We start from the raw sequence: 22,275 nt of genomic DNA, 5'->3' as shown, positions 1-22,275 counted from the left end.
TCCGTAACCAGGGCATGGGTGGATTGCACAGCATGCAGCATCGCGCGCGGCATCCGCCGGGCAGGGTCGCCGCGGGCGGCCGCGGGCGCACCGAGCGGCGAACGCCCTTCCAGAGTAGGGCGGATGCCGGTCAGGGCGGGTATCCGTGGACGCCATCCGATCCTGCTACCGTCAGCCCGCGTGACGGTGCACCACGCAGCAGGAGTCGGTTATCAGCGGGCCGCGGGGGTCTACGAGCGCTCCCGGCCCTCCTATCCGCTCGCCGCGCTCGCCGCGCTCGCCGACGCGCTGCCGCTTGAGGCGGGCCGTACGGTGGTCGATCTCGGCGCGGGGACCGGCAAGTTCACCCGGCTGCTGGCGCTGACCGGCGCCGAGGTGCTCGCGGTGGAGCCGGTCGCGGAGATGCGCGAGACGCTGGCGGAACTGCTGCCCGGGGTGGCGGTGACCGCGGGCACCGCCGAGGCGACCGGGCTGCCCGACGGTTGTGCGGACGCGGTGGTCGCCGCCCAGTCCTGGCACTGGTTCGAGGAGGGGGCGGCGCTGGCGGAGGTGGAGCGGCTGCTGCGTCCGGCCGGCGCGCTGGCGCTGGTGTGGAACACCTACGACACCTCGGTGCCGTGGGTGCGGGACTTCCAGGACATCTACTTCCGGCTGGCGCCGAGCGACCTGCCGAGCCCGCCACTGACCTCGGCGCTGGGCGACGCCGGTCCGGGCGGCGGCTGGCGCAAGGCGTTCGAGGCGCGGACGGCGGGCTGGGGCGAGATGTCGGAGCGGCACTGGCCGAACCCGTACTCGACGACGGTGGCCGACGTGGTGGAGCGGATGATGTCGTCCAGCCACATCGCGGTGCTCGACCCGGACGCGCAGGCCCGGGTGCGCGCCGAGGTCGAGGCGGTGCTCGGCGCGCACGACGCGACCCGGGTCAGCGGGGCGATCGAGATGCCGTACACCACGGACGTCTACTGGGTGCGGCGCGGCTGACGCCGGTGCGGGACGCGGGCGCCCGCCGCCGGGGCCGGCGGACGGGGTGTCCCCGGCCTGGTCACTCGGTCACCGCCACCGGTGCCCGGGCGGGCTCGGCGATGTCGACCTGGAGGCCCTGCTCGCGCAGGAAGCCGATGGGGACGACGTTGTCCTCGAAGCAGCCGGGCAGTTCGATCCGCATCCGGCCGATCTGCCGGCCGTCGTAGGTCTCCATGGCGGCGCCCAGGATGGACACGTCGACGTTGTAGGTGCGGGCCAGCTGGGAGATGATCGGCCGGGTCACGCTCTCGCCGTGGAAGGTGAGGTCGACGACGGTGCGGTCCGGGCCGGAGGCCAGGCCGCCGATCGGGAAGAGCTCGTCTGCCAGTGCGGCGACCTCGCGGTCGCGGGGGCGGGAGGCGTTGCGCAGGTCGGTGGTGGTGATCACAGGCGTGTCCATCGTGGTCGGGCGGGCGGCGCGGGCCGTCGCACCAGGCGTGTGCGGGGGAAGCGTGGGGCGGGGCTGTGTCCGTACATCGCTTCGGATCTCGGCGGCGCGACGCGGCGCTGCACCGGGGTGGTGACGCGGGGCACGGCGGTCCGGGTGGGACCTGCCGCTCAGGGCCTCGGGTCAGGCACGCATTCGACACATACGACGGACACCGGGCGTGGTCGCCTCGGTCGCGCGGATGCGGCGGTTCGTCGTGGTCATGGATCCCAGTAAAGCAGACATCCCGCCCGGTTCCGAAATCCGGCAGGACCGTCCACCATGCGGACGCCACTGTCGTCACGGCGGCCGCGGGATCAGGGCCGCAGCCGGTGCGGCGGCCGGGGGCGGGGGTGGCGGACCGGCGGCCGGGGGCCCGTAATAAAGTCGGCGCATGCTCGACGCGGTCACCCTCACGGTCACGGTCACAGCGCTGCTGCTCGCGGCGTGGTGCGCCTTCGCCGCGTATCGTGACGAACCGACCAACGACCACCACTTCATCGGCATGGCGGTGGTGACGCTCGCGGCGCTGGTGCAGCTGGTGGTGTCGCTGGTGCGGCTCGGGCACGGCGACCGGCCGGACCACGGGGTGGCCGTCTTCGTCGGCTATCTGGTCGGCGCGGCCTGCACGATCCCGGCGGCGGCCTTCATGTCGCTGGCCGAGCGCAGCCGCTGGGGTTCGGCGATCGTGGCGGCCGGCGGGGTGATCCTGGCCGTGCTTGAACTGCGGCTGCACGAGATCTGGGGAGCCGGACATGGCTGAGGACCGCACCACGGACGGCACGGAGGACACGGCGATGGCACAGCAGCAGACACCGGCGCAGGCGGCTGCCGCTGCGGGGACATCCGCCCCGGCCGGCGGCCGGCCGCTCGGGCAGGGGCCCGGACGGCTGCTGCTGTGGTTCTACGGCGTCTTCACGGTGGCCGCGCTGTCCCGCTCGATCGTGCAGATCAGCACCAAGTTCAGCGACGCGCCCCTCGCCTACGTGCTCTCCCTGGCCGCCGGCGTCGTCTACGCGGTGATCACCGTCGCGCTGTGGCGGGGCGGCGACCAGGCACGCAAGGTCGCGCTGGTGTCCTGCTCGGCGGAACTGCTCGGGGTGATCGCGGTCGGCGTGCTGACGGTGGCGGACTCCTCGGCCTTCCCGGACGCGACGGTCTGGTCGGACTTCGGCGTCGGCTACGTCTTCCTGCCGCTGATCCTGCCGGTCATGGGCCTGCTGTGGCTGCGCAGGGCGGGACAGCCGGAACGCGGCACCGCGGAGGGTGCCGCGCCCCGGCCGTGACGCCCGGGCCGCGAGGCTCAGGCCCCGACGGTCACGCCCTGGTCCGCAGGACGTGGAGGTCGGGCCGGGCCGCTCACGCGGTGGCGGCGTAGCGGGTGGTCTCCGCGGACTTCTCCATGGTGACCAGGCTCAGCCTGCGGCTGACCGGCTCGGCGACGCCGACCTGCTCGTAACCGAGCTTGCGGTACATCCGCAGGTTGACCTCGCTGCGGTGGCCGGTGAACAGCCGGTACCGCTTGGCCTCCGCCTCGGCCGCGAGCCGGTCCTCGACGGCGTGCAGCAGCCGTCCGCCGAGGCCGTGCCGCTGCAGGCGCGGATGGACGATGAGCTTGCCGATCCTGGCGGTGCCGTCATCGTCGACGACCCCGCGCACCGAACCGACGACCTCCTGGCCGAGACGTGCCACCAGCACGCACCCCTCGGACAGTTCGGCACGCAGATGGTCCAGGGTCTGGGTCAGCGGTTCGATGCCGTAGTCGCCGTAGAGCTCGGCTTCGCTTTGATAGCAGAGGTATTGGAGTTTCAGGATCTTCTCGGCGTCGCTCGACTCCGCCGTAGAGATGGTCACGCTCATGCCCATGCGCGCAGGCCTCCCCTTCGAATCCGTCCGGGCAGCTTGAGGGTGAGGTGTGCCCGGGACGCGTGCCTGACCGGAGTTGGTGCGGGTGTGCGCCGCCTCCGTGGCGCCGATGATCGCACATGCCTTCCGGTCGGGTACCGCCTGCGCGCTACCCGTGCCAGACCTGTTCCGGCGTGCCGAAGGTGCCCACCGCCGCTGACTGTTTACCGTGCATTACCCCGTCCCACCGGGGATCCAACCCTCGAATTCAGCACGGATCGCAGACATCCCAGGCACCGCGAGCGCAGCGGGCCGACGCTGCCCTGTGAGATTCCCAACTCCCGCGAGATCTCGTGGTAGGTGGGGTCGGCACCGGACAGCAGCGCCCGCACCAGTTGCGGGCAGCGTCCCGGCAGCGCGCGGACCGCCGCCAGCACCGCGTGCCGGGTGTCGGCGGCGATCACCTGGTCCTCGATGTCCCGCGCGCCCTGCGGCGATCGGGGCGGCGGTCCGGCGTCCTGGTCGGCGTAGGGCCGCTCGCGTCGGGTGCGTACGTCGGGGCCGAGCGCCTCGGCGCGGACCGCGGCCCGCGTCCAGCCGGCCGGGTCGGCGGGCGGCCCGTCGCGTTCCAGCAGCCGCAGCCACACGGCCTGTTCGAGGTCGGCGGCCTCGATGCCGGTACCGGGCAGGGCGTAGGCAGCGGCCTCCGCGGCCAGCAGCGAGGCGTAACCGGCGGGCAGCGTGGCGGTGTCCATGGGTATCTGCATAGGCGCAGGCCGCGCCGGGAGGTTGCCCGGCGCGGCCGTATGTCACCTCATGGAGTGCACGGCGACCGCCAGGTTCACGCGGGCAGCCGTGTCAGGCGGGCGCCCGCCTCACGAGGCCCAGTAGTCCTCGCGGGCCAGCACCGCGGTGTCGGCGTTGTCCGTGAACAGGCCGTCGATACCGGTGGCGAACCAGGTCCTGAACGCGGCCAGCGGGTCGCCGTAGGCGTTCGGGTCGGTGCCGACCTGGAAGTCGGCCGGCAGGAACTGGTTCTCGTTGCGCGCGGTGAAGGGGTGCAGGACCAGGCCCGCCCGGTGCGCGTCCCTGACCACGGCGGTCGGTTCGAGGAGCTTGCCGGACGCGTCGCGCGGGATGATCACGTCGGTGGTCGGGCCGATGCCCTGCGCGAAGCCGGCGATCCAGCGCAGGCCCGCCGGGGTGACCAGGTCGGCCACCGTCCGCTTGTCGCCGGACACGACGAAGTCCCAGGGCTGCGAGGTCAGACCGTTGAGCAGGAAGATCTTGCTCGCGGTGGCGCCGAGCCGGCCGAGCCGCTGCAGGCTCTGCGCCTCGAAGGACTGCAGGAACTGCGGGGCGTCGGCGCGGTGCCTGCCGTACGGCTTGAGCAGCGTCACCAGCCGCTCCTCCAGCGGCAGGCCGATGCCGCGGAAGTAGGTGGGGTGCTTGGTCTCGGTGTGCAGCCAGACCGGCTTGCCGCGCTTGCGGCCCTCCTGCTCCGCCCACTCCAGCACCTCGGCGAAGGTGGGGATGTCCCAGCGGCCGTTGTAGATCGCGTTGTGCGGCCGGACGGCGGGCAGCCGTTCGACGGCACGCAGCCGCTTGAGCTCGGCGAGGGTGAAGTCCTCGGTGAACCATCCGGTGGTGGCGGTGCCGTCGATGGTCCTGGTGGTCCTGCGCCCGGCGAACTCCGGGTGGTCGGCGACGTCGGTGGTGCCGCCGATCTCGGGCTCGTGGCGGCACACCAGGTGGCCGTCCCTGGTGGGCACGACGTCCTGCTCGACGACGTCCGCGCCGATCGCCAGTCCGTACTCGTACGATCCGAAGGTGTGTTCGGGGCGGTAGCCGGCGCTGCCGCGGTGGCCGACGATGGTCGGCACCGGCAGCCGGGGCGCGCCGCCGTGTCCCCTGCCCGCGCTGCCGGCCGGGGACTGCGCCTGCGCCGCGCCGGCGGTGCCGATCACCGCGCCGCCCGCGCCCAGAGCCGCCGCGGACAGCAGGGCGCGCCTGCCGGGGCCGGTCTTGTGCTGGTCATCCGTCATGCGCGCATCGTGCCGTGAAGAGCTTGCGCGCGCCCGACGAAAGCCGGAACACAGGCGTAACCCAGGTCAACACCACGTGCCGTTTCCGTGAACCCGACGTGCGGGAGCGCCCCTCGCAGAAGTATCGTCCTCGTGTACGTACGGGCCGGTAGGTCCGGCCGCCCCACCGCGTGAACCGGAGGAATGCGTTGTCCCGCAGCGTGCTCAAGGCGATTCTCGGACTGCTGATGCGGGTCCTGTACCGCCCCCGGGTCGAGGGCCTCGCGAACATCCCTGGCGACGGGCCGGTGATCGTGGCGGGCAATCACGTCACCTTCGTCGATTCGCTGTTCCTGTCCCTGGTGGTGGAACGGCAGGTCTACTTCATCGGCAAGGACGAGTACGTCACGGGCAAGGGCGTCAAGGGCCGGCTGATGGCCTGGTTCTTCACCACCTGCGGCATGATCCCGGTGGACCGGGACGGCGGGCACGGCGGGGTGGCGGCGCTGATGACCGGCCGCAGGGTGCTGGAGGCGGGCCGGATCTTCGGCATCTACCCCGAGGGCACCCGCTCCCCCGACGGCCGTCTCTACCGCGGCCGTACCGGCGTCGCCCGGCTGGCCCTGATGACCGGCGCCCCGGTCGTGCCGTTCGCGATGGTGGGCACCGACAAGGTGCAGCCCGGCGGTTCCGGCATGCTGCGGATCGCCCCGGTCACCATCCGCTTCGGCACCCCGCTGGACTTCGCGCGCTACGAGGGCATGGACCGCGACCGCTACGTGCTGCGGGCCGTCACCGACGAGGTGATGAGCCAGGTGATGCGGCTCGGCGGCCAGGAGTACGTGGACATCTACGCGACGAAGGCCAAGGCCGCCTGACGCCACCCGTACGGACGTGCCCGTCCCCCGTACGGTTCAGCGTGCGCTGCTGGTGCCCTTCGACTCGGCCGCGAAGTCCATCGACGACCCGGGCGGCAGGAAGGTGTGCGCGGCGTCCGGCACCACCTCCATCGGCACCCTCAGGAGGCTGAGGAAGCACCCGGTGGTGGCGGTCGGCGTCAAGGCAAGGACTGGACGGACTGCCTGATGCTGGTGCAGCTGGGCCGGGTGGACGCGGTCTCCACCGACGGCACGACCTTCGGGCCGCCTCCCGCCGCCTACCGGGACTGAGCCCCGGCGGCGGCCGCCGCTACCTCCCGGCGCCCGCCCACTCGTGCTGGACCGCCAGGTCCGCCTTGACCTCGGCGAGCTGGACGGCGACCGCGCTCGGCGCCGTCCCGCCGCGGCCGCTGCGGGAGGCCAGCGCGCCCGCCACGTTCAGCACACCGCGGACCTCGGGCGTCAGGTGCTCGGAGATCTTGCCGAACTGCTCGTCGGACAGCTCGTGCAGCTCGATGCCCTCGGCCTCGCAGACCTTGACGCACTCGCCCGCGACCTCGTGCGCGACCCGGAACGGCACGCCCTGCTTGACCAGCCACTCGGCGATGTCGGTGGCCAGCGAGAAACCGGCGGGCGCCAGTTCGGCCAGCCGTTCGGTGTGCACCGTCAGGGTGGCCATCATCCCGGTGAACGCCGGGAGCAGGACCTCCAGCTGGTCGCAGGAGTCGAAGACCGGCTCCTTGTCCTCCTGGAGGTCCCGGTTGTACGCCAGCGGCAGCGCCTTGAGGGTGGCCATCAGCCCGGTGAGGTTGCCGATCAGCCGCCCGGACTTGCCGCGGGCCAGTTCGGCGATGTCCGGGTTCTTCTTCTGCGGCATGATCGACGAGCCGGTGGAGAAGGCGTCGTGGAGGGTCACAAAGGAGAATTCCTTGGTGTTCCAGATGATCACCTCTTCGGCGATCCGCGACAGGTTGACGCCGATCATCGCGGTGATGAAGGCGAACTCGGCCACGAAGTCCCGCGAGGCGGTGCCGTCGATGGAGTTGCCGGCCGAGCCGTGCTCGAAGCCCAGGTCGCGGGCGACGGCCTCGGGGTCAAGGCCGAGCGAGGAGCCGGCCAGCGCGCCGGAGCCGTACGGCGAGACGGCGGTGCGCTCGTCCCACTGGCGCAGCCGCTCCGCGTCCCGGGACAGCGACTGGACGTGCGCCAGCATGTGGTGCGCGAACAGCACCGGCTGGGCGTGCTGGAGGTGGGTGCGGCCCGGCATCGCGGCGGCCGGGTGGGCCTCGGCGAGGCCGACCAGCGCGTCCTGCAGGTCGGCGACCAGGCCGCCGATGACGCGGGCGTGGTCGCGCAGGTACATCCGGAAGAGGGTGGCGATCTGGTCGTTGCGCGACCGCCCCGCCCGCAGCTTGCCGCCGAGGTCGGCGCCGAGCCGCTCCACCAGGCCGCGTTCCAGCGCGGTGTGCACGTCCTCGTCGGCGATGGTGCCGGTGAAGTCGCCGGCGGCCACGTCGGCTTCGAGCGTGTCGAGTCCGGCGATCATCCGGTCGAGCTCGTCGGCGGTCAGCAGTTCGGCCCGGTAGAGGGCGCGGGCGTGCGCGCGGGACCCGGCGATGTCGTAGGGCGCGAGCCGGAAGTCGAAGTGCACGGAGGCGGACAGCCGCTCGAGGGCGGCCGACGGTCCGTCGGCGAACCGGCCGCCCCAGAGCTTGGCGCCCTGCCGCTGGTCGGTCACTGCGCCAGGTCCCGCTTGGCGGCGATCTTGCTGGACATGCCGAAGATCTCGATGAAGCCCTTCGACAGCGACTGGTCGAAGGTGTCGCCGGTGTCGTAGGTCGCCAGGTTGAAGTCGTACAGCGACTCGCCGGACTTCCGGCCGTTGACGACGGCCCTGCCGCCCTGCAGGACCATCCGGATCTCGCCGGTGACGTGCTCGTTGGCCTCGGTGATGAAACCGTCCAGCGCCCGCTTGAGCGGCGAGAACCACAGGCCGTCGTAGACCAGCTCGCCCCAGCGCTGCTCGACCTGCCGCTTGTAGCGGGCGAGCTCCCGCTCGACGGTCACGCTCTCCAGCTCCTGGTGCGCGGTGATCAGCGCGATGGCGCCGGGGGCCTCGTAGATCTCCCGGGACTTGATGCCGACCAGCCGGTCCTCGACCATGTCGATCCGGCCGATGCCCTGGGCGCCGGCCCGCACGTTGAGCTGCTGGATCGCCTCCAGGACGGTCACTTCCCGGCCGTCGACCGCGACCGGGACGCCCTTGTGGAAGCTGATGACGACCTCGTCGGCCTCCCGCGGGGTCGCCGGGTTCTGGGTGTACTCGTAGACGTCCTCGATCGGCGCGTTCCAGATGTCCTCGAGGAAGCCGGTCTCGACGGCCCGCCCGAAGACGTTCTGGTCGATCGAGTACGGCGACTTCTTGGTGGTGGCGATCGGCAGGTTGTTGGCCTCGCAGAAGGCGATGGCCTTGTCCCGGGTCATCGCGTAGTCGCGGACCGGGGCGATGCAGCGCAGCTCGGGGGCGAGCGAGGAGATGCCGGCCTCGAAGCGGACCTGGTCGTTGCCCTTGCCGGTGCAGCCGTGGGCGACGGTGTCGGCGCCGTGCTTGCGGGCGGCGGCGACCAGGTGCTTGACGATGGCCGGCCGGGACAGCGCGGAGACCAGCGGGTAGCGGTCCATGTAGAGCGCGTTGGCCCGGATCGCCGGCAGGCAGTATTCGTCGGCGAACTCGTCCTTGGCGTCCGCGACCTCGGCCTCGACGGCGCCGCACGCGATGGCGCGCTTGCGGATGACGTCCAGGTCCTCGCCGCCCTGGCCGACGTCCACGGCCACGGCGATGACCTCCGCGCCGGTCTCCTCGGCGATCCAGCCGATGGCGACGGAGGTGTCAAGGCCGCCTGAGTAGGCGAGTACGACGCGCTCGGTCACGGGTCTCTCCTTACGGTGCATACGCTGATAGGTATAAGTATGCACTCCACCGTATGATTGGTCAAAGCCACAGGTCAGCGTGTCCTGCGGGGGGTATGTGGAGTGTCCTGCGGGGGTCCGCGGCGCGCTGCCGCGGGAGGGGTGGTGCGGGAGTGGCTAGACCTCGCCCTGGGCGAGGCGCAGCAGGTGGTCGGCGAGCTTCTGGCCGCCGGTGGGGTCCCGGCTGATCAGTACGACGGTGTCGTCACCGGCGATCGTACCGAGAATGTCGTGCACCTCGGCCGTGTCGACGGCCGACGCGAGGAACTGCGCGGCGCCCGGCGGGGTGCGGACCACCACCAGATTGGCCGAGGCCTCGGCGGAGATCAGCAGCTCGGCGGCCAGCCGCCGCATCCGCTCCTCCTTGACCGACTCGCCGAGCGGCGCCTGCGGGGTGCGGAAACCGCCCTCGGAGGGGACGGCGTAGATCAGCTCGCCGTCGTTGGTACGGATCTTGACGGCGCCCAGTTCGTCCAGGTCGCGGCTGAGCGTCGCCTGGGTGACGCTCAGCCCGTCGTCGGCGAGCAGCTTGGCGAGCTGGCTCTGGGACCGCACCGGCTGCCGGCCGAGGATGTCCACGATCCTGCGGTGCCTGGCCGTACGGGTCTGCGGTACGGCCTGGCCGCCGCCCTGCTGCTGCGCGTCGCTCATCGTCGCGTCATTCTCCGTCCGTCCCCCGGACTCCGGCGGTGCCCCGGGCTGCCCGGTTCTACTGGTTCGCCTGCCACACCTGGTCAAGGACGCCGGGGAGCACCCGGAGGAACGTGTCCGTGTCGTCGTCGCCGACGACGAGCGGCGGCGCGAGCCGTACCGTGTCGGGCACGGCGGCGTTCACCAGGAGACCGGCGTCCTGAGCCGCCTGCTGGATCGGTGCGGACAGCGGCTCGGTGAGCACGATACCGATCAGCAGGCCCGCGCCGCGCACATGATCGACCAGCGGGTGCCGCAGCGCCTCGATCCCGTCCCGCAGCTTCTCGCCCTGCCGCTTGACGTTGTCGAGCAGCCCGTCGGCCGCGATGGTGTCGAGTACGGCGAGCGCGGCGGCGCACGCCACCGGGTTCCCGCCGAAGGTCGTCCCGTGCGCACCGGGGGTGAGCAGGTCGGCGGCGGGACCGAAGGCGACGGTGGCGCCGATCGGCAGCCCGCCGCCCAGGCCCTTGGCCAGCGTCACCACGTCGGGCTCGACGCCCTGGGCCAGGCACTCGAACCAGTGACCGGTCCTGCCGACGCCGGTCTGCACCTCGTCGAGCACCAGTAGGGCGCCGGCGGCGGCGGTGATCTCCCTGGCGGCCCGCAGATAGCCGGCCGGCGGCACGATCACGCCGTTCTCGCCCTGGATCGGCTCGACGATCACCAGCGCGGTGTCGGTGTCGACGGCAGCCCGCAGCGCCGCCGTGTCGCCGAACGGCACGTGGGTGACCTCACCGGGCAGCGGGGCGAAGGCCGCCTTCTTCTTCGGCTGGCCGGTCAGCGCGAGCGCGCCCATCGTCCGGCCGTGGAAGGCGCCGTCGGTGGCGACCATCCGGCCGCGCCCGGTGAGCCGGCCGATCTTGAAGGCGGCCTCGTTGGCCTCGGCCCCCGAGTTGCCGAAGAAGACCCGCCCCGGCCGGCCGAACAGCTGCAGCAGGCGCTCGGCCAGCGCGATCGGCGGCTCGGCCATGAAGAGGTTGGAGACATGGCCGAGGGTGCCGATCTGCCGGGTCACCGCCTCGACCACCGCCGGGTGGGCGGTGCCCAGCGCGTTGACGGCGATGCCGCCGAGGAAGTCCAGGTAGACGCGGCCCTCGGCGTCCCAGAACCTCGCGCCGTCGCCGCGCACCAGGGGCAGCCGGGGCAGCCCGTAGGTGTCCATGAGCGCGCCCTGCCAGCGGCCGGCCAGCGCCTGGTTGCCGGTGGTCCCGGTGCTGTCGGTGGTGTCGGTGGTGGTGGTCACCGTGCTGCCCCTTCTGCGGTTGCCTGCCCGGGTAGGTGTTCGGCCGCGGGCGGCCGCGGGTCGTCGGGGACGACCATGGTGCCGACGCCCTCGTCGGTGAAGATCTCCAGCAGGATCGCGTGCTGGACCCGGCCGTCGATGACCCGGGCGGTGTGCACGCCGTTGCGTACCGCGTGCAGGCAGCCGCGCATCTTCGGGACCATGCCGCTGGACAGGTCGGGCAGCAGCTCCTCCAGCTCGGTGGCGGTGAGCCGGCTGATCACGTCGTCGCTGTTCGGCCAGTCCTCGTACAGCCCCTCGACGTCGGTGAGCACCATCAGCGTCTCGGCGCCGAGGGCCGCGGCCAGCGCCGCCGCGGCGGTGTCGGCGTTGACGTTGTAGATGTGCCCGTCGTCGGCGGCCCGGGCGATCGAGGAGACCACCGGGATACGGCCGTCGGCGAGCAGCGCCTCGATCGCGCCGGTGTCGATGGCGGTGATCTCGCCGACCCGGCCGATGTCGACGGCCTCGCCGTCGATGGTCGGGAAGTGCTTGACCGCGCTGATGGTGCGGGCGTCCTCGCCGGTCAGGCCGACCGCGAGCGGGCCGTGCTGGTTGAGCAGCCCGACCAGCTCGCGCTGCACCTGCCCGGCGAGCACCATGCGGACCACGTCCATCGCCTCGGGCGTGGTGACCCGCAGGCCGGCCTTGAACTCGCTGACCAGGCCGTGCCGGTCGAGCTGCGCGTTGATCTGCGGTCCGCCGCCGTGCACGACGACCGGCTTGAGGCCGGCCTGCCGCAGGAAGACCACGTCCTGGGCGAAGGCGGCCTTCAGGTCCTCGTCGACCATGGCGTTGCCGCCGAACTTGATCACCACGACCCGGCCGTTGTGCCGGGTCAGCCAGGGCAGCGCCTCGATGAGCACCTGCGCCTTGGGCAGGGCGGAGTGCTTGCGCGCGGTCATGAGCTGTACGCGCTGTTCTCGTGGACGTAGTCGGCGGTGAGGTCGTTGGTCCAGATCACCGCCGACGCGTCGCCCGCGGCCAGGTCCGCGGTGATCACGACCTCCCGGAAGCGCATATCGACCAGGTCGCGGTCCTCGCCGACCGAACCGTTCCTGCACACCCACACGCCGTTGATGGCCACGCCGAGCCGGTCCGGCTCGAAGACCGCCGAGGTGGTGCCGATGGCGGACAGCACCCGTCCCCAGTTGGGGTCCTCGCCGTGGATGGCGCACTTGAGCAGGTTGCTGCGGGCGACCGACCGGCCGACCTCGACCGCGTCCTCCTCGCTGGCCGCTCCCACGACCTCGATCCTGATGTCCTTGCTCGCGCCCTCCGCGTCGCCGATCAGCTGCCTGGCCAGGTCGGCGCAGACGGTGCGGACCGCGTCGGCGAAGTCGTCGTGGCCGGGGGTGACGCCGGACGCGCCGGAGGCCAGCAGCAGCACGGTGTCGTTGGTCGACATGCAGCCGTCGGAGTCGGCCCGGTCGAAGGTCACCCGGGTGGCGTCCCGCAGCGCCTTGTCCAGCGTGGCGTCGTCCACGTCGGCGTCGGTGGTGAGCACCACCAGCATGGTGGCCAGGCCCGGGGCGAGCATGCCCGCGCCCTTGGCCATCCCCCCGACGGTCCAGCCGCCGGCGCCCTGCGCCACCGCGGTCTTGTGCACGGTGTCGGTGGTCTTGATGGCGATGGCGGCCTTCTCACCGCCGTGCTCGGACAGCTCGGCCGCGGCCTTCCCGATACCCGGCAGCAGCTTGTCCATCGGCAGCAGCACGCCGATCAGCCCGGTGGAGGCCACCGCGATCTCGCCCGCGCTGTGGCCCAGCACCTCGGCGGCCCTCTCGGCGGTGGCGTGGGTGTCCTGGAAGCCCTGCGGTCCGGTGCAGGCGTTGGCGCCGCCGGAGTTGAGGACGACGGCGGTCACCGCGCCGCCCTTGAGCACCTGCTCCGACCACAGCACGGGTGCGGCCTTCACCCGGTTGGAGGTGAAGACGCCCGCGGCGGCCCGGCGCGGGCCCGAGTTGACCACCAGGGCCAGGTCCGGGCCGCCGTTCGCCTTGATCCCGGCGGCGATGCCCGCCGCCTGGAATCCTTTCGCTGCGGTCACGCTCATGGGGCGACTCCGATCGTGGTGAGCCCGGTCGTCTCGGGCAGTCCGAGGGCGATGTTCATGCTCTGTACCGCCCCGCCTGCGGTGCCCTTGGTCAGGTTGTCGATGGCGCTGATCGCGATGATCCGGCCCGCGTCCTGGTCGTACGCCACCTGGAGGTGGACGGCGTTGGAGCCGTGGACGGACCCGGTGGCGGGCCACTGGCCCGCCGGCAGCAGGTGGACGAACGGCTCGTCGGCGTACGCCTTCTCGTAGGCCGCACGGACGTCGGCGGCGGTGACGCCGGGGCGTGCCCTGGCGGTGCAGGTGGCGAGGATGCCGCGGGGCATCGGCGCGAGCGTGGGGGTGAAGGAGACGCCGACCCGCGCGCCGGCCGCGGCGCTGAGGTTCTGGATCATCTCCGGGGTGTGCCGGTGGCCGCCGCCGACGCCGTACGGGGTCATCGACCCCATGACTTCCGAGCCCAGCAGGTGCGGTTTGGCGCTCTTGCCGGCGCCCGAGGTGCCGGACGCGGCGACCACGACCGCCTCGTGCTCGGCGAGTGCGGCGGCGTAGGCGGGTACGAGCGCCAGCGAGACGGCGGTCGGGTAGCAGCCGGGCACCGCGATCCGCCGGGTCCCGGCCAGGGCGGCGCGCGCGCCGGGCAGTTCGGGCAGCCCGTAGGGCCAGGTGCCGGCGTGCGGGGAGCCGTAGAAGCGCTCCCAGTCCGCCGCGTCCTCAAGCCGGAAGTCGGCGCCCATGTCGACCACGAGCACGTCGTCGCCCAGCTGCTGCGCCACGGCCGCGGACTGGCCGTGCGGCAGCGCGAGGAAGACCACGTCGTGGCCGGCAAGCACCTCGGCCGAGGTGGCCTGGAGTTCCCGGTCGGCCAGCGGCAGCAGATGCGGCTGGACCGCGCCGAGCCGCTGCCCGGCACTGGAGTTCGCGGTCAGCGCCCCGATCTCGACCCCGGGGTGCCCGACCAGCAGCCGCAGCACCTCACCGCCCGCATATCCGCTCGCCCCGGCAACCGCCGCACGCACCGCCATCGAACCCTCCTCGTCGACGGCATGACTATACGGCGAGCCGCACTTTTATGCAAAGGTCCGCATCCGCGGCGGCGGCCCGGCTCACCCGCTCCCGGAGCCCGCCTCCTCCAGCACGGTCACCAGTCCGCCGCCCTCCAGCGGCTCGCCGCACTCAGCGCAGACGACGCGGGTGACCACGTCGGCGCCGCAGGTGTGCAGGAAGCGGGGCGCGGGCGGCGGGTCCCGCAGATACCGCATACCCCATTCCCGCAGCCCGATGAGCACCGGTTCCAGCGCCTGCCCGGCAGGTGTGAGGTGGTAGTCGAAGCGCGCAGGACGGTCCTGGTAGCGGCGGCGCTCCAGGATCCCCGCCGCCTCCAGCGACCGCAGCCGCTTGGTGAGGACGTCCCGCGGCGCCCCGGTGTTGGCACGGATGTCGGCGTACCGCCTGACCCCCATGAACACCTCGCGCAGCACCAGGAGCGACCAGCGCTCCCCCACCAGGTCGAGGGTGCCCGCGATGGGGCAGGCGCGCGGTTCTGTCCCGGTCTCGGTCATGGGGACAGTGTAGTCGGTTTGTTTTGCGAACTGACCCTGGCTAGCATGGCGGGGACATGCACGGCAGGTCCGGAGGCATCGATGAACCATCCACCCACCGGCCCCGGCGCACGTCTCGTGGCGGTTCTCGTCTTCCCCGGCGTGCGGCTGCTGGACGTGACCGGCCCGATCGAGGTCTTCGCCTCGGCGAACGACTTCGGCGGCAACTACCGGACGATCATCGTGTCCGCCGACGGCGACGAGGTGACGACCGCCGCGGGCACCCGGCTCAGCGTCGACCTGCCCGTCGCGGACCTGCACGAGACCAGTGACGTCCTGGTGATCCCCGGCGGCCCGGGCTGGGACCGGCTGACCAGGGACGACACGCTGCTCGACCATGTGCGGCAGCTCGACGCGAACTCCCGGTGCACCGCCTCCATCTGCACCGGCGCCTTCCTGCTGGCCGCCGCCGGCCTGCTGGACGGCCGGCGCGCCGCCACCCACTGGCGGACCTCCGAGCAGCTCGCACTGCGGTTCCCCGCCGTCGAGGTCGAAGCTGACGCCCTCTTCGTCAGGGACGGCAAGATGATGACCTCGGCCGGCGTCAGCGCCGGCATCGACCTCTCGCTGGCACTGGTGGAGGAGCACTACGGCGCCGAGGTGGCCAGGGCCGTGGCCAAGGACATGGTCGTCTTCATGCAGCGGCCCGGCGGGCAGTCCCAGTTCAGCGTCCGCGCCCGGGTCCCGCACACCCGCCAGGCGATGCTCCGCCGGGTGCTCGACGCCGTCGCTGAGGACCCCGGCGCCGACCACACGCTGTCCGCGATGGCCCGCAGGGCCGGTGTCAGCCCCCGCCACGTGGCCCGGCTCTTCGGCGACGAGGTGGGCACGACCCCGGCACGCTACGTCGAACAGGTCCGGCTGGAGGCCGCGCAGACGATGCTGGAGACCGGCGACGACCCGATGGCGGTGGTCGCCCGGCGTACCGGTTTCGGCTCCCCCGAGTCGCTGCGCCGGGCCTTCGTCCGCAACCTCATGGTCACGCCGGGGGCGTTCCGCGCGCGCTTCCACAGCACCGGGGTGACGCACGCGGCGCCCTTCGACCCGCCCGCCGGCGCCCGCCGGGCCGGGACCGTACCCGCCCCGCGGCGCGGCTGACCCGCGGGCCGGGGCGGCTGGGCCGCCCCGGCCGCGCTGTCAGGCGAAGGCCCGGCGGACGAGGTCCTGCTGTTCCGCCGCGTGGCGGCGGGCGGACCCGACCGCGGGCGCGGAGGCCGCGGGGCGGCTCACACAGCCCACCGGGGCGGCGAGCAGCTCGGCGACCCTCGGCCCGGCGAAGGTCCAGGCACCCTGGTTGGCCGGTTCCTCCTGCACCCAGCGCACCTCGACACCCGACGGGTACGCCGCCAGTTCGGCCCGCAGTTCGTCGGCGGGGAAGGGATACAGCTGCTCCAGGCGGACGATTGCGGTCCCGTCCTCCCCGGCGGCGCGGCGGTGGGCGTCCAGGTCGTAGAAGACCTTGCCCGAGCAGAGCAGCACCCGCTCGGTCCTGCCGCGGTCCCGCGCCGCGTCGGGGATCACCGGACGGAAGGAACCGCCGGTGAACTCCGCCAGGCCCGAGACCGCGGCCTTCAGCCGCAGCATGGACTTCGGCGTGAAGACCACCAGCGGCCCGGACCGCCGTGCCAGGCCCTGACCCCGCAGCAGGTGGAAGTAGTTGCCCGGCAGCGAGGGGTTGGCCACCGTCATGTTGTCGTTCGCGCACAGCTGCAGGAAGCGCTCCAGGCGGCCGGAGGAGTGGTCTGGCCCCTGCCCTTCCAGGCCGTGCGGCAGCAGCAGCGTGACGCCGGAGCGCTGCCCCCACTTCTGCTCCGAGGAGGAGACGTACTCGTCGACGACCATCTGGGCGCCGTTGGCGAAGTCGCCGAACTGCGCCTCCCACAGCACCAGGCCCTCCGGCCGGGCCAGCGAGTAGCCGTACTCGAAGGCGAGCACGGCGAGTTCGGACAGCTGCGAGTCGTACGGCGTGAAGCGGGCCGCGCCCGGGCCGAGGGTGTTGAGCGGGGTGTGCTCCTGGCCGGTGCGGCGGTCGGTGAGGACGGCGTGCCGCTGGCCGAAGGTGCCCCGGCGGGAGTCCTGGCCGGCCAGCCGCACCGGGACGCCGTCCAGCAGCAGCGAGCCGACGGCGAGTGCCTCCGCGGTGGCCCAGTCGACGTTCCCCGCGTCCAGCATGGCCGTGCGCCGCTGCAGCTGCGGCAGCACGCGCGGGTGCGCGGTGAAGTCCGGCGGCAGGTCGGTCTGGGTGGCAAGCACCCGCCGCAGCGTCGCCTCGCCGACCGCTGTCGCCGCCGTCCGGGACGCGGGGTCCGCGGCGGCGGGGCCCGGCTGCGGCCCGCCGCGGGGCGCGGCGGTCCCCGCGGTCTCGGCGAAGGCCCGGTCGAGCTGGTCGCGGTAGTCGCGCCGGGCGCGTTCGACCTGCTGCTCGTCGATGACGCCGGCGCCGAGCAGCGCCTGGACGTACAGCTTCCGCACCGAGGGCCGCTCGGCGATGCGGTCGTACATGTCCGGCTGGGTGATCGACGGGTCGTCGACCTCGCTGTGCCCGTGGCGCCGGTAGCAGACCAGGTCGACGACGACGTCCTTGTGGAAGGCCAGACGGTAGTCGAAGGCCAGCTGCGCCACCCGGGCGACCGCCTCCGGGTCGTCGCCGTTGACGTGCAGGATCGGTGCCTCGACCATCCGCGCGACGTCAGTGGCGTACATGCTCGACCGGGCGCCGGCCGGCGCGGTGGTGAAGCCGAGCTGGTTGTTGATCACCACGTGGACCGTGCCGCCGGTGCGGTAACCGGCCAACTGCGACATGTTCAGCGTCTCGGCGACCACTCCCTGCCCGGCGAAGGCGGCGTCGCCGTGCACCACGACCGGCAGCACCGAGGAGGGCCCGGGCCCGTCCGCCGCGGCGTCCTGGCGGCCCCGCACGACGCCCTGCGCCACCGGGCCCACGATCTCCAGGTGCGAGGGGTTGGCCATGACGGAGACGGCGACGGTGCGGCCGTCCGCGGTGTGGAAGGTGCCGGCGGAACCCAGGTGGTACTTCACGTCGCCGGAGCCCTGGGCGGAGCGGATGTCGACCGCGTCCTCGAACTCGTCGAAGATCTGCGCGTACGGCTTGCCCACGATGTTCGCCAGCACGTTCAGCCGCCCCCGGTGCGCCATCCCGATGACCACCTCGCGCGTGCCGAGGCGGGCGGCGCCGGACAGCAGCGCGTCCAGCAGGACGATCGCGGACTCCCCGCCTTCCAGCGAATACCGCTTCTGCCCGACGTACTTGGTGTGCAGGAACGTCTCGAACGCCTCGGCGGCGCCCAGCCGGTGCAGGATCCGCAACTGCTCGGCGCGTACCGGCCGCGGCTGCGGCCCCTCCGCGCGCTGCTGGATCCACAGCCGCTCCTGCGGGTCCTGGATGTGCATGTACTCGATGCCCGTGGTGCCGCAGTACGCCGCCCGGAGCGCGTCGCGCACCTCGCCCAGCGTCATGGTCTGCCGTCCGGCGAAGCCGTTGACGGGGAATTCCCGCGCGGCGTCCGCGGCGACCAGGCCGTGGCCCGACGGCTCCAGGTCCGGATGGCCGGACGACGGTTCCGCCGCGAGGGGATTGGTCGCCGCCGCCAGGTGCCCGCGGACGCGGTAGGCGTGGATCAGCGCCGCGACCCGCACCGCCTTCGCCACGACGTCGGAGTCCCCGTCACCGGCCGCCCCGCCATCGCCCGGCTCCCGCCCTGGCGCCTCGCCGGGTGTCGTCGCGGCGGCCTTGAAGTACGCCTGCCACACCGGATCGACGGAGTCGGGGTCGCGGAGGTACTGCTCCCGGAATTCGTCGACGAACCACTCGTTGATACCGAATTCCCCGAGATACGGGACGGAGGGAGCACTGTCTGATGGTGACAACACGGCGCGGAACGCCTTCTTTCCTCTTGCGGAGACCGTCGCGGACGGCGTGGCCAGCCAGCCGTCGCCTGATCCGGGGCGGCCCGCGGCGCTGAGGACCGTCGACCTCGTCAGCGTCTTCGAGGCTACGTCGGCCCCCGAGCCGGCGGGCGGCGCGGCCGTGCCGGGGATGCGGCAGATCAGGACATCGTCCGTGGGGCGGGTGGCATGTCCTGATGTGAGGGTCCGATGTCCTCGCGCCCGGCCACCGGTGCCGCCCCGCGCCGCGTTCCCCCTGCCGACAGGGGTGCGGCGCCGACCGCACCCGGAAATCCGGAAGGGGCCCTGCATGGCTGCGAACGACTACGCCGACTGCGCCGCCGCGGAACTGATCGTCGTCCCGTGCGGCGCGCGCAAGCTGGACCACCGCGCACGTGCCGGGGAGATGTACACCGGCTCCTACCATCGCGCGTGCCGCCGGGCAGCCGAGGCGCTGCGCCCCGACCGGCTGCTGATCCTGTCCGCCCGCTACGGCCTGCTCGGCCTCGACGAGGAGATCGAGCCGTACGACACGCCGCACGGCGCCGAGGGCGCGGTGACCGCCGCGATCCTCCGCGCACAGGCCGCCGAACGCGGAATCGCCGACCTCGACCCCGTCGTGCTCCTCGGCGGCGCCCGCCATGTCGCGCTCGCCCGGGCCGTGTGGCCGCACGCCAGGACCCCGCTGAGCGGGACACGCGGCATGGGCGAGCAGGTCGCCCGGCTCGCGGTGATGGCGCGCACCGCGGGCTGACCGCGGCGGGACCTTCCCCCGCGGAGGCCGGACGCCCGCGTTGATCTCGGCGAGAATCACCTGCGACGCCGGGGTCGCGTGCTGGGCGCGGGCCGGTGCTGACGCGAAGGAGCGGGCACACCGATGGACGAGACGACCACCCCGACGGGAGCAGGTCACGGCAGGGAGGTCGTCACCCGGGTACGGATGCGGGCGCGCAGCAGGTCCGAGCCGCACCGGGCCTCGACGCCGCTGGAGCTGCTGTTCGACCTGTGCTTCGTGGTCGCGGTCGCCCAGGCGGGGACGCGGCTGGTGCACGCGCTCGTGGAGGGGCGTCCCGGGCACGGGATCAGCGGCTACCTGCTGATCTTCTTCGCCGTCTGGTGGGCCTGGATGAACTTCACCTGGTTCGCGTCGGCGTACGACACCGACGACATCCCCTACCGGATCGCGACCCTGGTGCAGATGTCCGGCGTCCTGGTGCTGGCGGCCGGCGTGCCGCGCGCCTTCGACGACGCCGACTACGGCGTCGCCGTCGCGGGGTACCTCATCATGCGGCTCGCGCTGACCGGCCAGTGGCTGCGGGCCGCGTGCGGAGAGAGCGGGGCGGGGCGCCGGGTCGCACTGCGCTACGTGGCCGGTCTGGTCCTGGTGGAGTTCGGCTGGGTGGGCCTGCTGCTGCTGCCCGGTTCGCTGCGGACCGGCGGGTTCCTCGTCCTGGTCGCCGCCGAGCTCGCCGTGCCCGCCGTGGCGGAACACGGCCACGGGACGTCCTGGCATCCGGAGCACATCGCGGAGCGGTACGGCCTGTTCACCCTCATCGTGCTCGGCGAGACGATCTCGGCGGCCACGCTCGCCGTCCAGTCCGCGTTCGACGAGTCGGCGGCGCTCGATCTGCTGCTGCCCATCGCGGCCGGTGGCCTGCTCATCGTCTTCGCCGCCTTCTGGAGCTATTTCGCCGTGCCCATCCACGAGTACCTGACCTCCAACAGGCAGGCGTTCCAGTGGGGCTACAGCCACTACGCCGTGCTGGGCTCGGCTGCCGCGATCGGTGCCGGCATCGAGGTCGCGGTGGAGCAGGTCACGCGTCACACCGAGCTGTCCGCGCGTGCCGCGGCCGCCTGCGTCACCGCGCCCACGGCCGTCTTCCTGTTCACGGTGTGGGCGGTGCACACCCGGCCTTTCAAGCGCGGGCCCGCGGAGCACCTGGTGCTGCCGGCCGGCGCGGCGGCGGTGCTGCTCTGCACGCTGGCCGGCCATCTGGCGGTCCCACTGGCCGGCGCCGTCTCGGCGGCCACGGTCGCGGTCGGCGTAAGGCTGGCCGCGCGCCGGGCGGCCACGGCCGCTATCTGACCGGCCCGGACGCCGGGAGGCGGGTCGCCGCGAGCACGACGGCGGCGTAGTCCATCGTGAAGCCGCCGCCCACCGCGTCGACAGCCTCGCCGACGCCCGCGAGCAGCGCCGCCAGCGTGGCCGGCGGGATCAGGCTGTGGCCGCCGTGGGTGGGCACCTGGTCCAGCCACTCGTCGCGGGTGTAGTGGCGCTGCCAGTCGAAGCGCCACTGCTCGGGCTCGGCGAAGGCGCCCGCCTGCCGGATGCCGTCGGCCGCGGTGGCCAGGATCGGCGTGTACGCGTCGAGGCCGGGCGTAAGCCGACGGTAGACCGGCATCTCGGGCAGCACGCGGGCGTAGACCGCGCGGACGGCCTCGGCCAGGCTGTCCGGCATGCAGGCCACGTTCCAGAACGGGGCGAGCAGGCCGCCCGGCCGCAGCACCCGTGCGGCCAGCGCCGCTCCGGCGGCCGCGTCCACCCAGTGCCAGGCCTGGCCGGCGACGACCGCGTCGAAGCGGCGGCCTGCCGGGTCCCACGTCTCGAAGGCCGCCACCTCGGTGTCGAACGCGCTGCCGCGGGCCGCCTCGGCCATCCGCGGGTCGGGGTCCACCCCGAGCACCCGGCAGCCGGGGCGGGCCCGCTCGTAGCGCTCGGTGTCCGAGCCGAAGGACTCGGCGGTGGCGCGCTGGCGGTGCGGCGGCTCGGTGCCGGCGAACGGTAAGGTGGGCATGCGCCCACTATGAGTGGGCGCATGCCCACTCGTCAACCGGTGGGCCTGGCCGGACGAGAGGCGGACCCGGGGTGCCGACAGGTGTGGCGCTGCGCGACGTGCGCGAGCAACTGTTCGACGCGGCGGAGCGCATCCTCCTCAGGGACGGGCAGAACGCGCTGACCAGCCGGGCCGTCACCGCCGAGGCCGGCGTCGCCAAGGGTGTGCTGCACCGGCACTTCGCGGACTTCGACGCCTTCCTCGCCGACCTCGTCAGGGACCGGATCGCCCGGGTCGGGCAGCAGGCGGCCGCGCTGCGCGGATCCGCCGGGAGCGGCACCGTGGCGGCGAACCTCGCCGACGCGCTGACCATGCTCTTCTGCTCGATCGCGGTGGCGATCGTCGGCCTGGTGACCGCCCGCGACGGCCTGCGCGCCAGGCTGCGCGCCGCCGGCAGCACCGGGGTGCCGGTGCTCTCCGAGGCCACCGCCATGATCACCGCCTACCTCGGCGCCGAGCGCGACCTCGGCCGCCTGGCGCCGGACGCCGACATCGACACGCTGGCGCTGATGCTGATCGGCACCGGCCATCTGATCTTCGCAGGCCGCCCGCCTGGCACCGCGCCGGAGGCGGCGGAGATCCGTACGGTCGTCAGCACGGTCCTCGTCGGCGTCCTGCGGTAGCGGGGCGGCGCCGTCCTCCGGTGGCGGGCGGCGCGTCCTCCGGTGGCGGGCGGCGCGTCCTCCGGTGGCGGGCGGCGCGTGCGGCGCGATCCGCCGGTATGACCGCCGACCGGAGG

The 22,275-nt window shown here is 73.0% G+C and carries 22 protein-coding genes and 1 pseudogene; 8 read left to right on the top strand and 15 right to left on the bottom strand.

What is annotated here, in order from left to right; genetic code table 11:
- Positions 1-180 precede the first annotated feature (180 nt).
- Positions 181-981: a class I SAM-dependent methyltransferase gene (locus OG702_RS29790; protein ID WP_327292034.1), complete on the top strand. Its 801-nt coding sequence runs from the start codon at positions 181-183 to the stop codon at positions 979-981.
- A 61-nt stretch (positions 982-1,042) separates the two neighbouring features.
- Here the strand turns inward: OG702_RS29790 and OG702_RS29785 are convergent.
- Positions 1,043-1,351, bottom strand: a pseudogene (locus tag OG702_RS29785) (NIL domain-containing protein); the annotation flags it as partial.
- Positions 1,352-1,844: 493 nt separating this feature from the next.
- Between OG702_RS29785 and OG702_RS29780 the strand changes: the two are divergent.
- On the top strand, positions 1,845-2,213 hold the full coding sequence (locus OG702_RS29780) for a hypothetical protein (RefSeq protein ID WP_327292033.1): 369 nt from the start codon (positions 1,845-1,847) through the stop codon (positions 2,211-2,213).
- Positions 2,214-2,247: 34 nt separating this feature from the next.
- Positions 2,248-2,736 carry a hypothetical protein gene (locus OG702_RS29775; RefSeq protein WP_442814746.1) on the top strand — a complete coding sequence of 163 codons (489 nt, stop codon included), beginning with the start codon at positions 2,248-2,250 and terminating at the stop codon, positions 2,734-2,736.
- A gap of 73 nt (positions 2,737-2,809) precedes the next feature.
- On the opposite strand, the gene OG702_RS29770 is transcribed toward OG702_RS29775, so the two are convergent.
- The 3 genes from OG702_RS29770 to OG702_RS29760 form a co-directional block, all read right to left on the bottom strand.
- Positions 2,810-3,316 carry a GNAT family N-acetyltransferase gene (locus OG702_RS29770; RefSeq protein WP_327292031.1) on the bottom strand — a complete coding sequence of 169 codons (507 nt, stop codon included), beginning with the start codon at positions 3,314-3,316 and terminating at the stop codon, positions 2,810-2,812.
- A gap of 203 nt (positions 3,317-3,519) precedes the next feature.
- On the bottom strand, positions 3,520-4,050 hold the full coding sequence (locus OG702_RS29765; RefSeq protein WP_327292030.1) for a sigma-70 family RNA polymerase sigma factor: 531 nt from the start codon (positions 4,048-4,050) through the stop codon (positions 3,520-3,522).
- 120 nt (positions 4,051-4,170) lie between these two features.
- A complete protein-coding gene (locus OG702_RS29760; RefSeq protein ID WP_327292029.1) occupies positions 4,171-5,340 on the bottom strand; it encodes a glycerophosphodiester phosphodiesterase in 1,170 nt (389 codons plus the stop codon).
- Positions 5,341-5,528: 188 nt separating this feature from the next.
- On the opposite strand from OG702_RS29760, the gene OG702_RS29755 reads away from it, so the two are divergent.
- Positions 5,529-6,197: a lysophospholipid acyltransferase family protein gene (locus tag OG702_RS29755; protein WP_327292028.1), complete on the top strand. Its 669-nt coding sequence runs from the start codon at positions 5,529-5,531 to the stop codon at positions 6,195-6,197.
- Between the two features lie 36 nt (positions 6,198-6,233).
- Here OG702_RS29755 and OG702_RS29750 read toward each other — a convergent pair whose 3' ends face one another.
- From OG702_RS29750 to OG702_RS29710, 9 genes are all read right to left on the bottom strand, one after another.
- Positions 6,234-6,380, bottom strand: coding sequence for a hypothetical protein (locus OG702_RS29750; RefSeq protein ID WP_327292027.1), 147 nt, complete (start codon positions 6,378-6,380; stop codon positions 6,234-6,236).
- A 127-nt stretch (positions 6,381-6,507) separates the two neighbouring features.
- Positions 6,508-7,935 carry an argininosuccinate lyase gene (argH, locus tag OG702_RS29745; protein WP_327292026.1) on the bottom strand — a complete coding sequence of 476 codons (1,428 nt, stop codon included), beginning with the start codon at positions 7,933-7,935 and terminating at the stop codon, positions 6,508-6,510.
- A complete protein-coding gene (locus OG702_RS29740) occupies positions 7,932-9,128 on the bottom strand; it encodes an argininosuccinate synthase (protein ID WP_327292025.1) in 1,197 nt (398 codons plus the stop codon). Before OG702_RS29740 ends, argH begins: the two co-directional genes overlap by 4 nt.
- A 156-nt stretch (positions 9,129-9,284) precedes the next feature.
- Positions 9,285-9,818 carry an arginine repressor gene (locus OG702_RS29735; protein ID WP_327292024.1) on the bottom strand — a complete coding sequence of 178 codons (534 nt, stop codon included), beginning with the start codon at positions 9,816-9,818 and terminating at the stop codon, positions 9,285-9,287.
- A gap of 58 nt (positions 9,819-9,876) precedes the next feature.
- Positions 9,877-11,100: an acetylornithine transaminase gene (locus OG702_RS29730; protein ID WP_327292023.1), complete on the bottom strand. Its 1,224-nt coding sequence runs from the start codon at positions 11,098-11,100 to the stop codon at positions 9,877-9,879.
- Positions 11,097-12,044 (bottom strand): acetylglutamate kinase, encoded by a 948-nt coding sequence (gene argB, locus OG702_RS29725; RefSeq protein WP_327292022.1) that lies wholly within the window; start codon positions 12,042-12,044, stop codon positions 11,097-11,099. The genes OG702_RS29730 and argB overlap by 4 nt, the downstream gene beginning before the upstream one ends.
- Complete coding sequence (gene argJ, locus OG702_RS29720; protein WP_327292021.1) at positions 12,041-13,195, bottom strand: bifunctional glutamate N-acetyltransferase/amino-acid acetyltransferase ArgJ; 1,155 nt, start codon at positions 13,193-13,195, stop codon at positions 12,041-12,043. Before argJ ends, argB begins: the two co-directional genes overlap by 4 nt.
- Positions 13,192-14,220: an N-acetyl-gamma-glutamyl-phosphate reductase gene (gene argC / locus OG702_RS29715; RefSeq protein WP_327292020.1), complete on the bottom strand. Its 1,029-nt coding sequence runs from the start codon at positions 14,218-14,220 to the stop codon at positions 13,192-13,194. Before argC ends, argJ begins: the two co-directional genes overlap by 4 nt.
- Positions 14,221-14,301: 81 nt before the next feature.
- Complete coding sequence (locus OG702_RS29710; protein ID WP_327292019.1) at positions 14,302-14,757, bottom strand: winged helix-turn-helix transcriptional regulator; 456 nt, start codon at positions 14,755-14,757, stop codon at positions 14,302-14,304.
- Positions 14,758-14,838: 81 nt separating this feature from the next.
- Between OG702_RS29710 and OG702_RS29705 the strand changes: the two genes are divergently transcribed.
- Positions 14,839-15,894 (top strand): GlxA family transcriptional regulator, encoded by a 1,056-nt coding sequence (locus tag OG702_RS29705; protein WP_327292018.1) that lies wholly within the window; start codon positions 14,839-14,841, stop codon positions 15,892-15,894.
- Positions 15,895-15,933: 39 nt separating this feature from the next.
- Here the strand turns inward: OG702_RS29705 and OG702_RS29700 are convergent, their stop codons facing one another.
- Positions 15,934-19,014, bottom strand: a complete 3,081-nt coding sequence (locus tag OG702_RS29700; RefSeq protein ID WP_442814577.1) for a multifunctional oxoglutarate decarboxylase/oxoglutarate dehydrogenase thiamine pyrophosphate-binding subunit/dihydrolipoyllysine-residue succinyltransferase subunit — start codon at positions 19,012-19,014, stop codon at positions 15,934-15,936.
- Between OG702_RS29700 and OG702_RS29695 the strand changes: the two genes are divergently transcribed.
- Complete coding sequence (locus tag OG702_RS29695) at positions 19,013-19,456, top strand: DUF6884 domain-containing protein (RefSeq protein ID WP_327292017.1); 444 nt, start codon at positions 19,013-19,015, stop codon at positions 19,454-19,456. The genes OG702_RS29700 and OG702_RS29695 overlap by 2 nt on opposite strands.
- A gap of 123 nt (positions 19,457-19,579) precedes the next feature.
- On the top strand, positions 19,580-20,788 hold the full coding sequence (locus tag OG702_RS29690; RefSeq protein ID WP_327292016.1) for a low temperature requirement protein A: 1,209 nt from the start codon (positions 19,580-19,582) through the stop codon (positions 20,786-20,788).
- Here OG702_RS29690 and OG702_RS29685 read toward each other — a convergent pair.
- Positions 20,781-21,497: a class I SAM-dependent methyltransferase gene (locus OG702_RS29685; RefSeq protein WP_327292015.1), complete on the bottom strand. Its 717-nt coding sequence runs from the start codon at positions 21,495-21,497 to the stop codon at positions 20,781-20,783. The genes OG702_RS29690 and OG702_RS29685 overlap by 8 nt on opposite strands.
- Positions 21,498-21,568: 71 nt before the next feature.
- On the opposite strand from OG702_RS29685, the gene OG702_RS29680 reads away from it, so the two are divergent.
- Positions 21,569-22,159, top strand: a complete 591-nt coding sequence (locus OG702_RS29680; RefSeq protein ID WP_327292014.1) for a TetR/AcrR family transcriptional regulator — start codon at positions 21,569-21,571, stop codon at positions 22,157-22,159.
- Positions 22,160-22,275 lie beyond the last annotated feature (116 nt).

Source organism: Streptomyces sp. NBC_01198 (assembly GCF_036010485.1).
In the GTDB taxonomy this organism is placed as follows: Bacteria; Actinomycetota; Actinomycetes; order Streptomycetales; family Streptomycetaceae; genus Actinacidiphila.
Note: the sequence above shows the minus strand (reverse complement) of the source record. Positions and strands in the feature narration are given on the sequence as shown.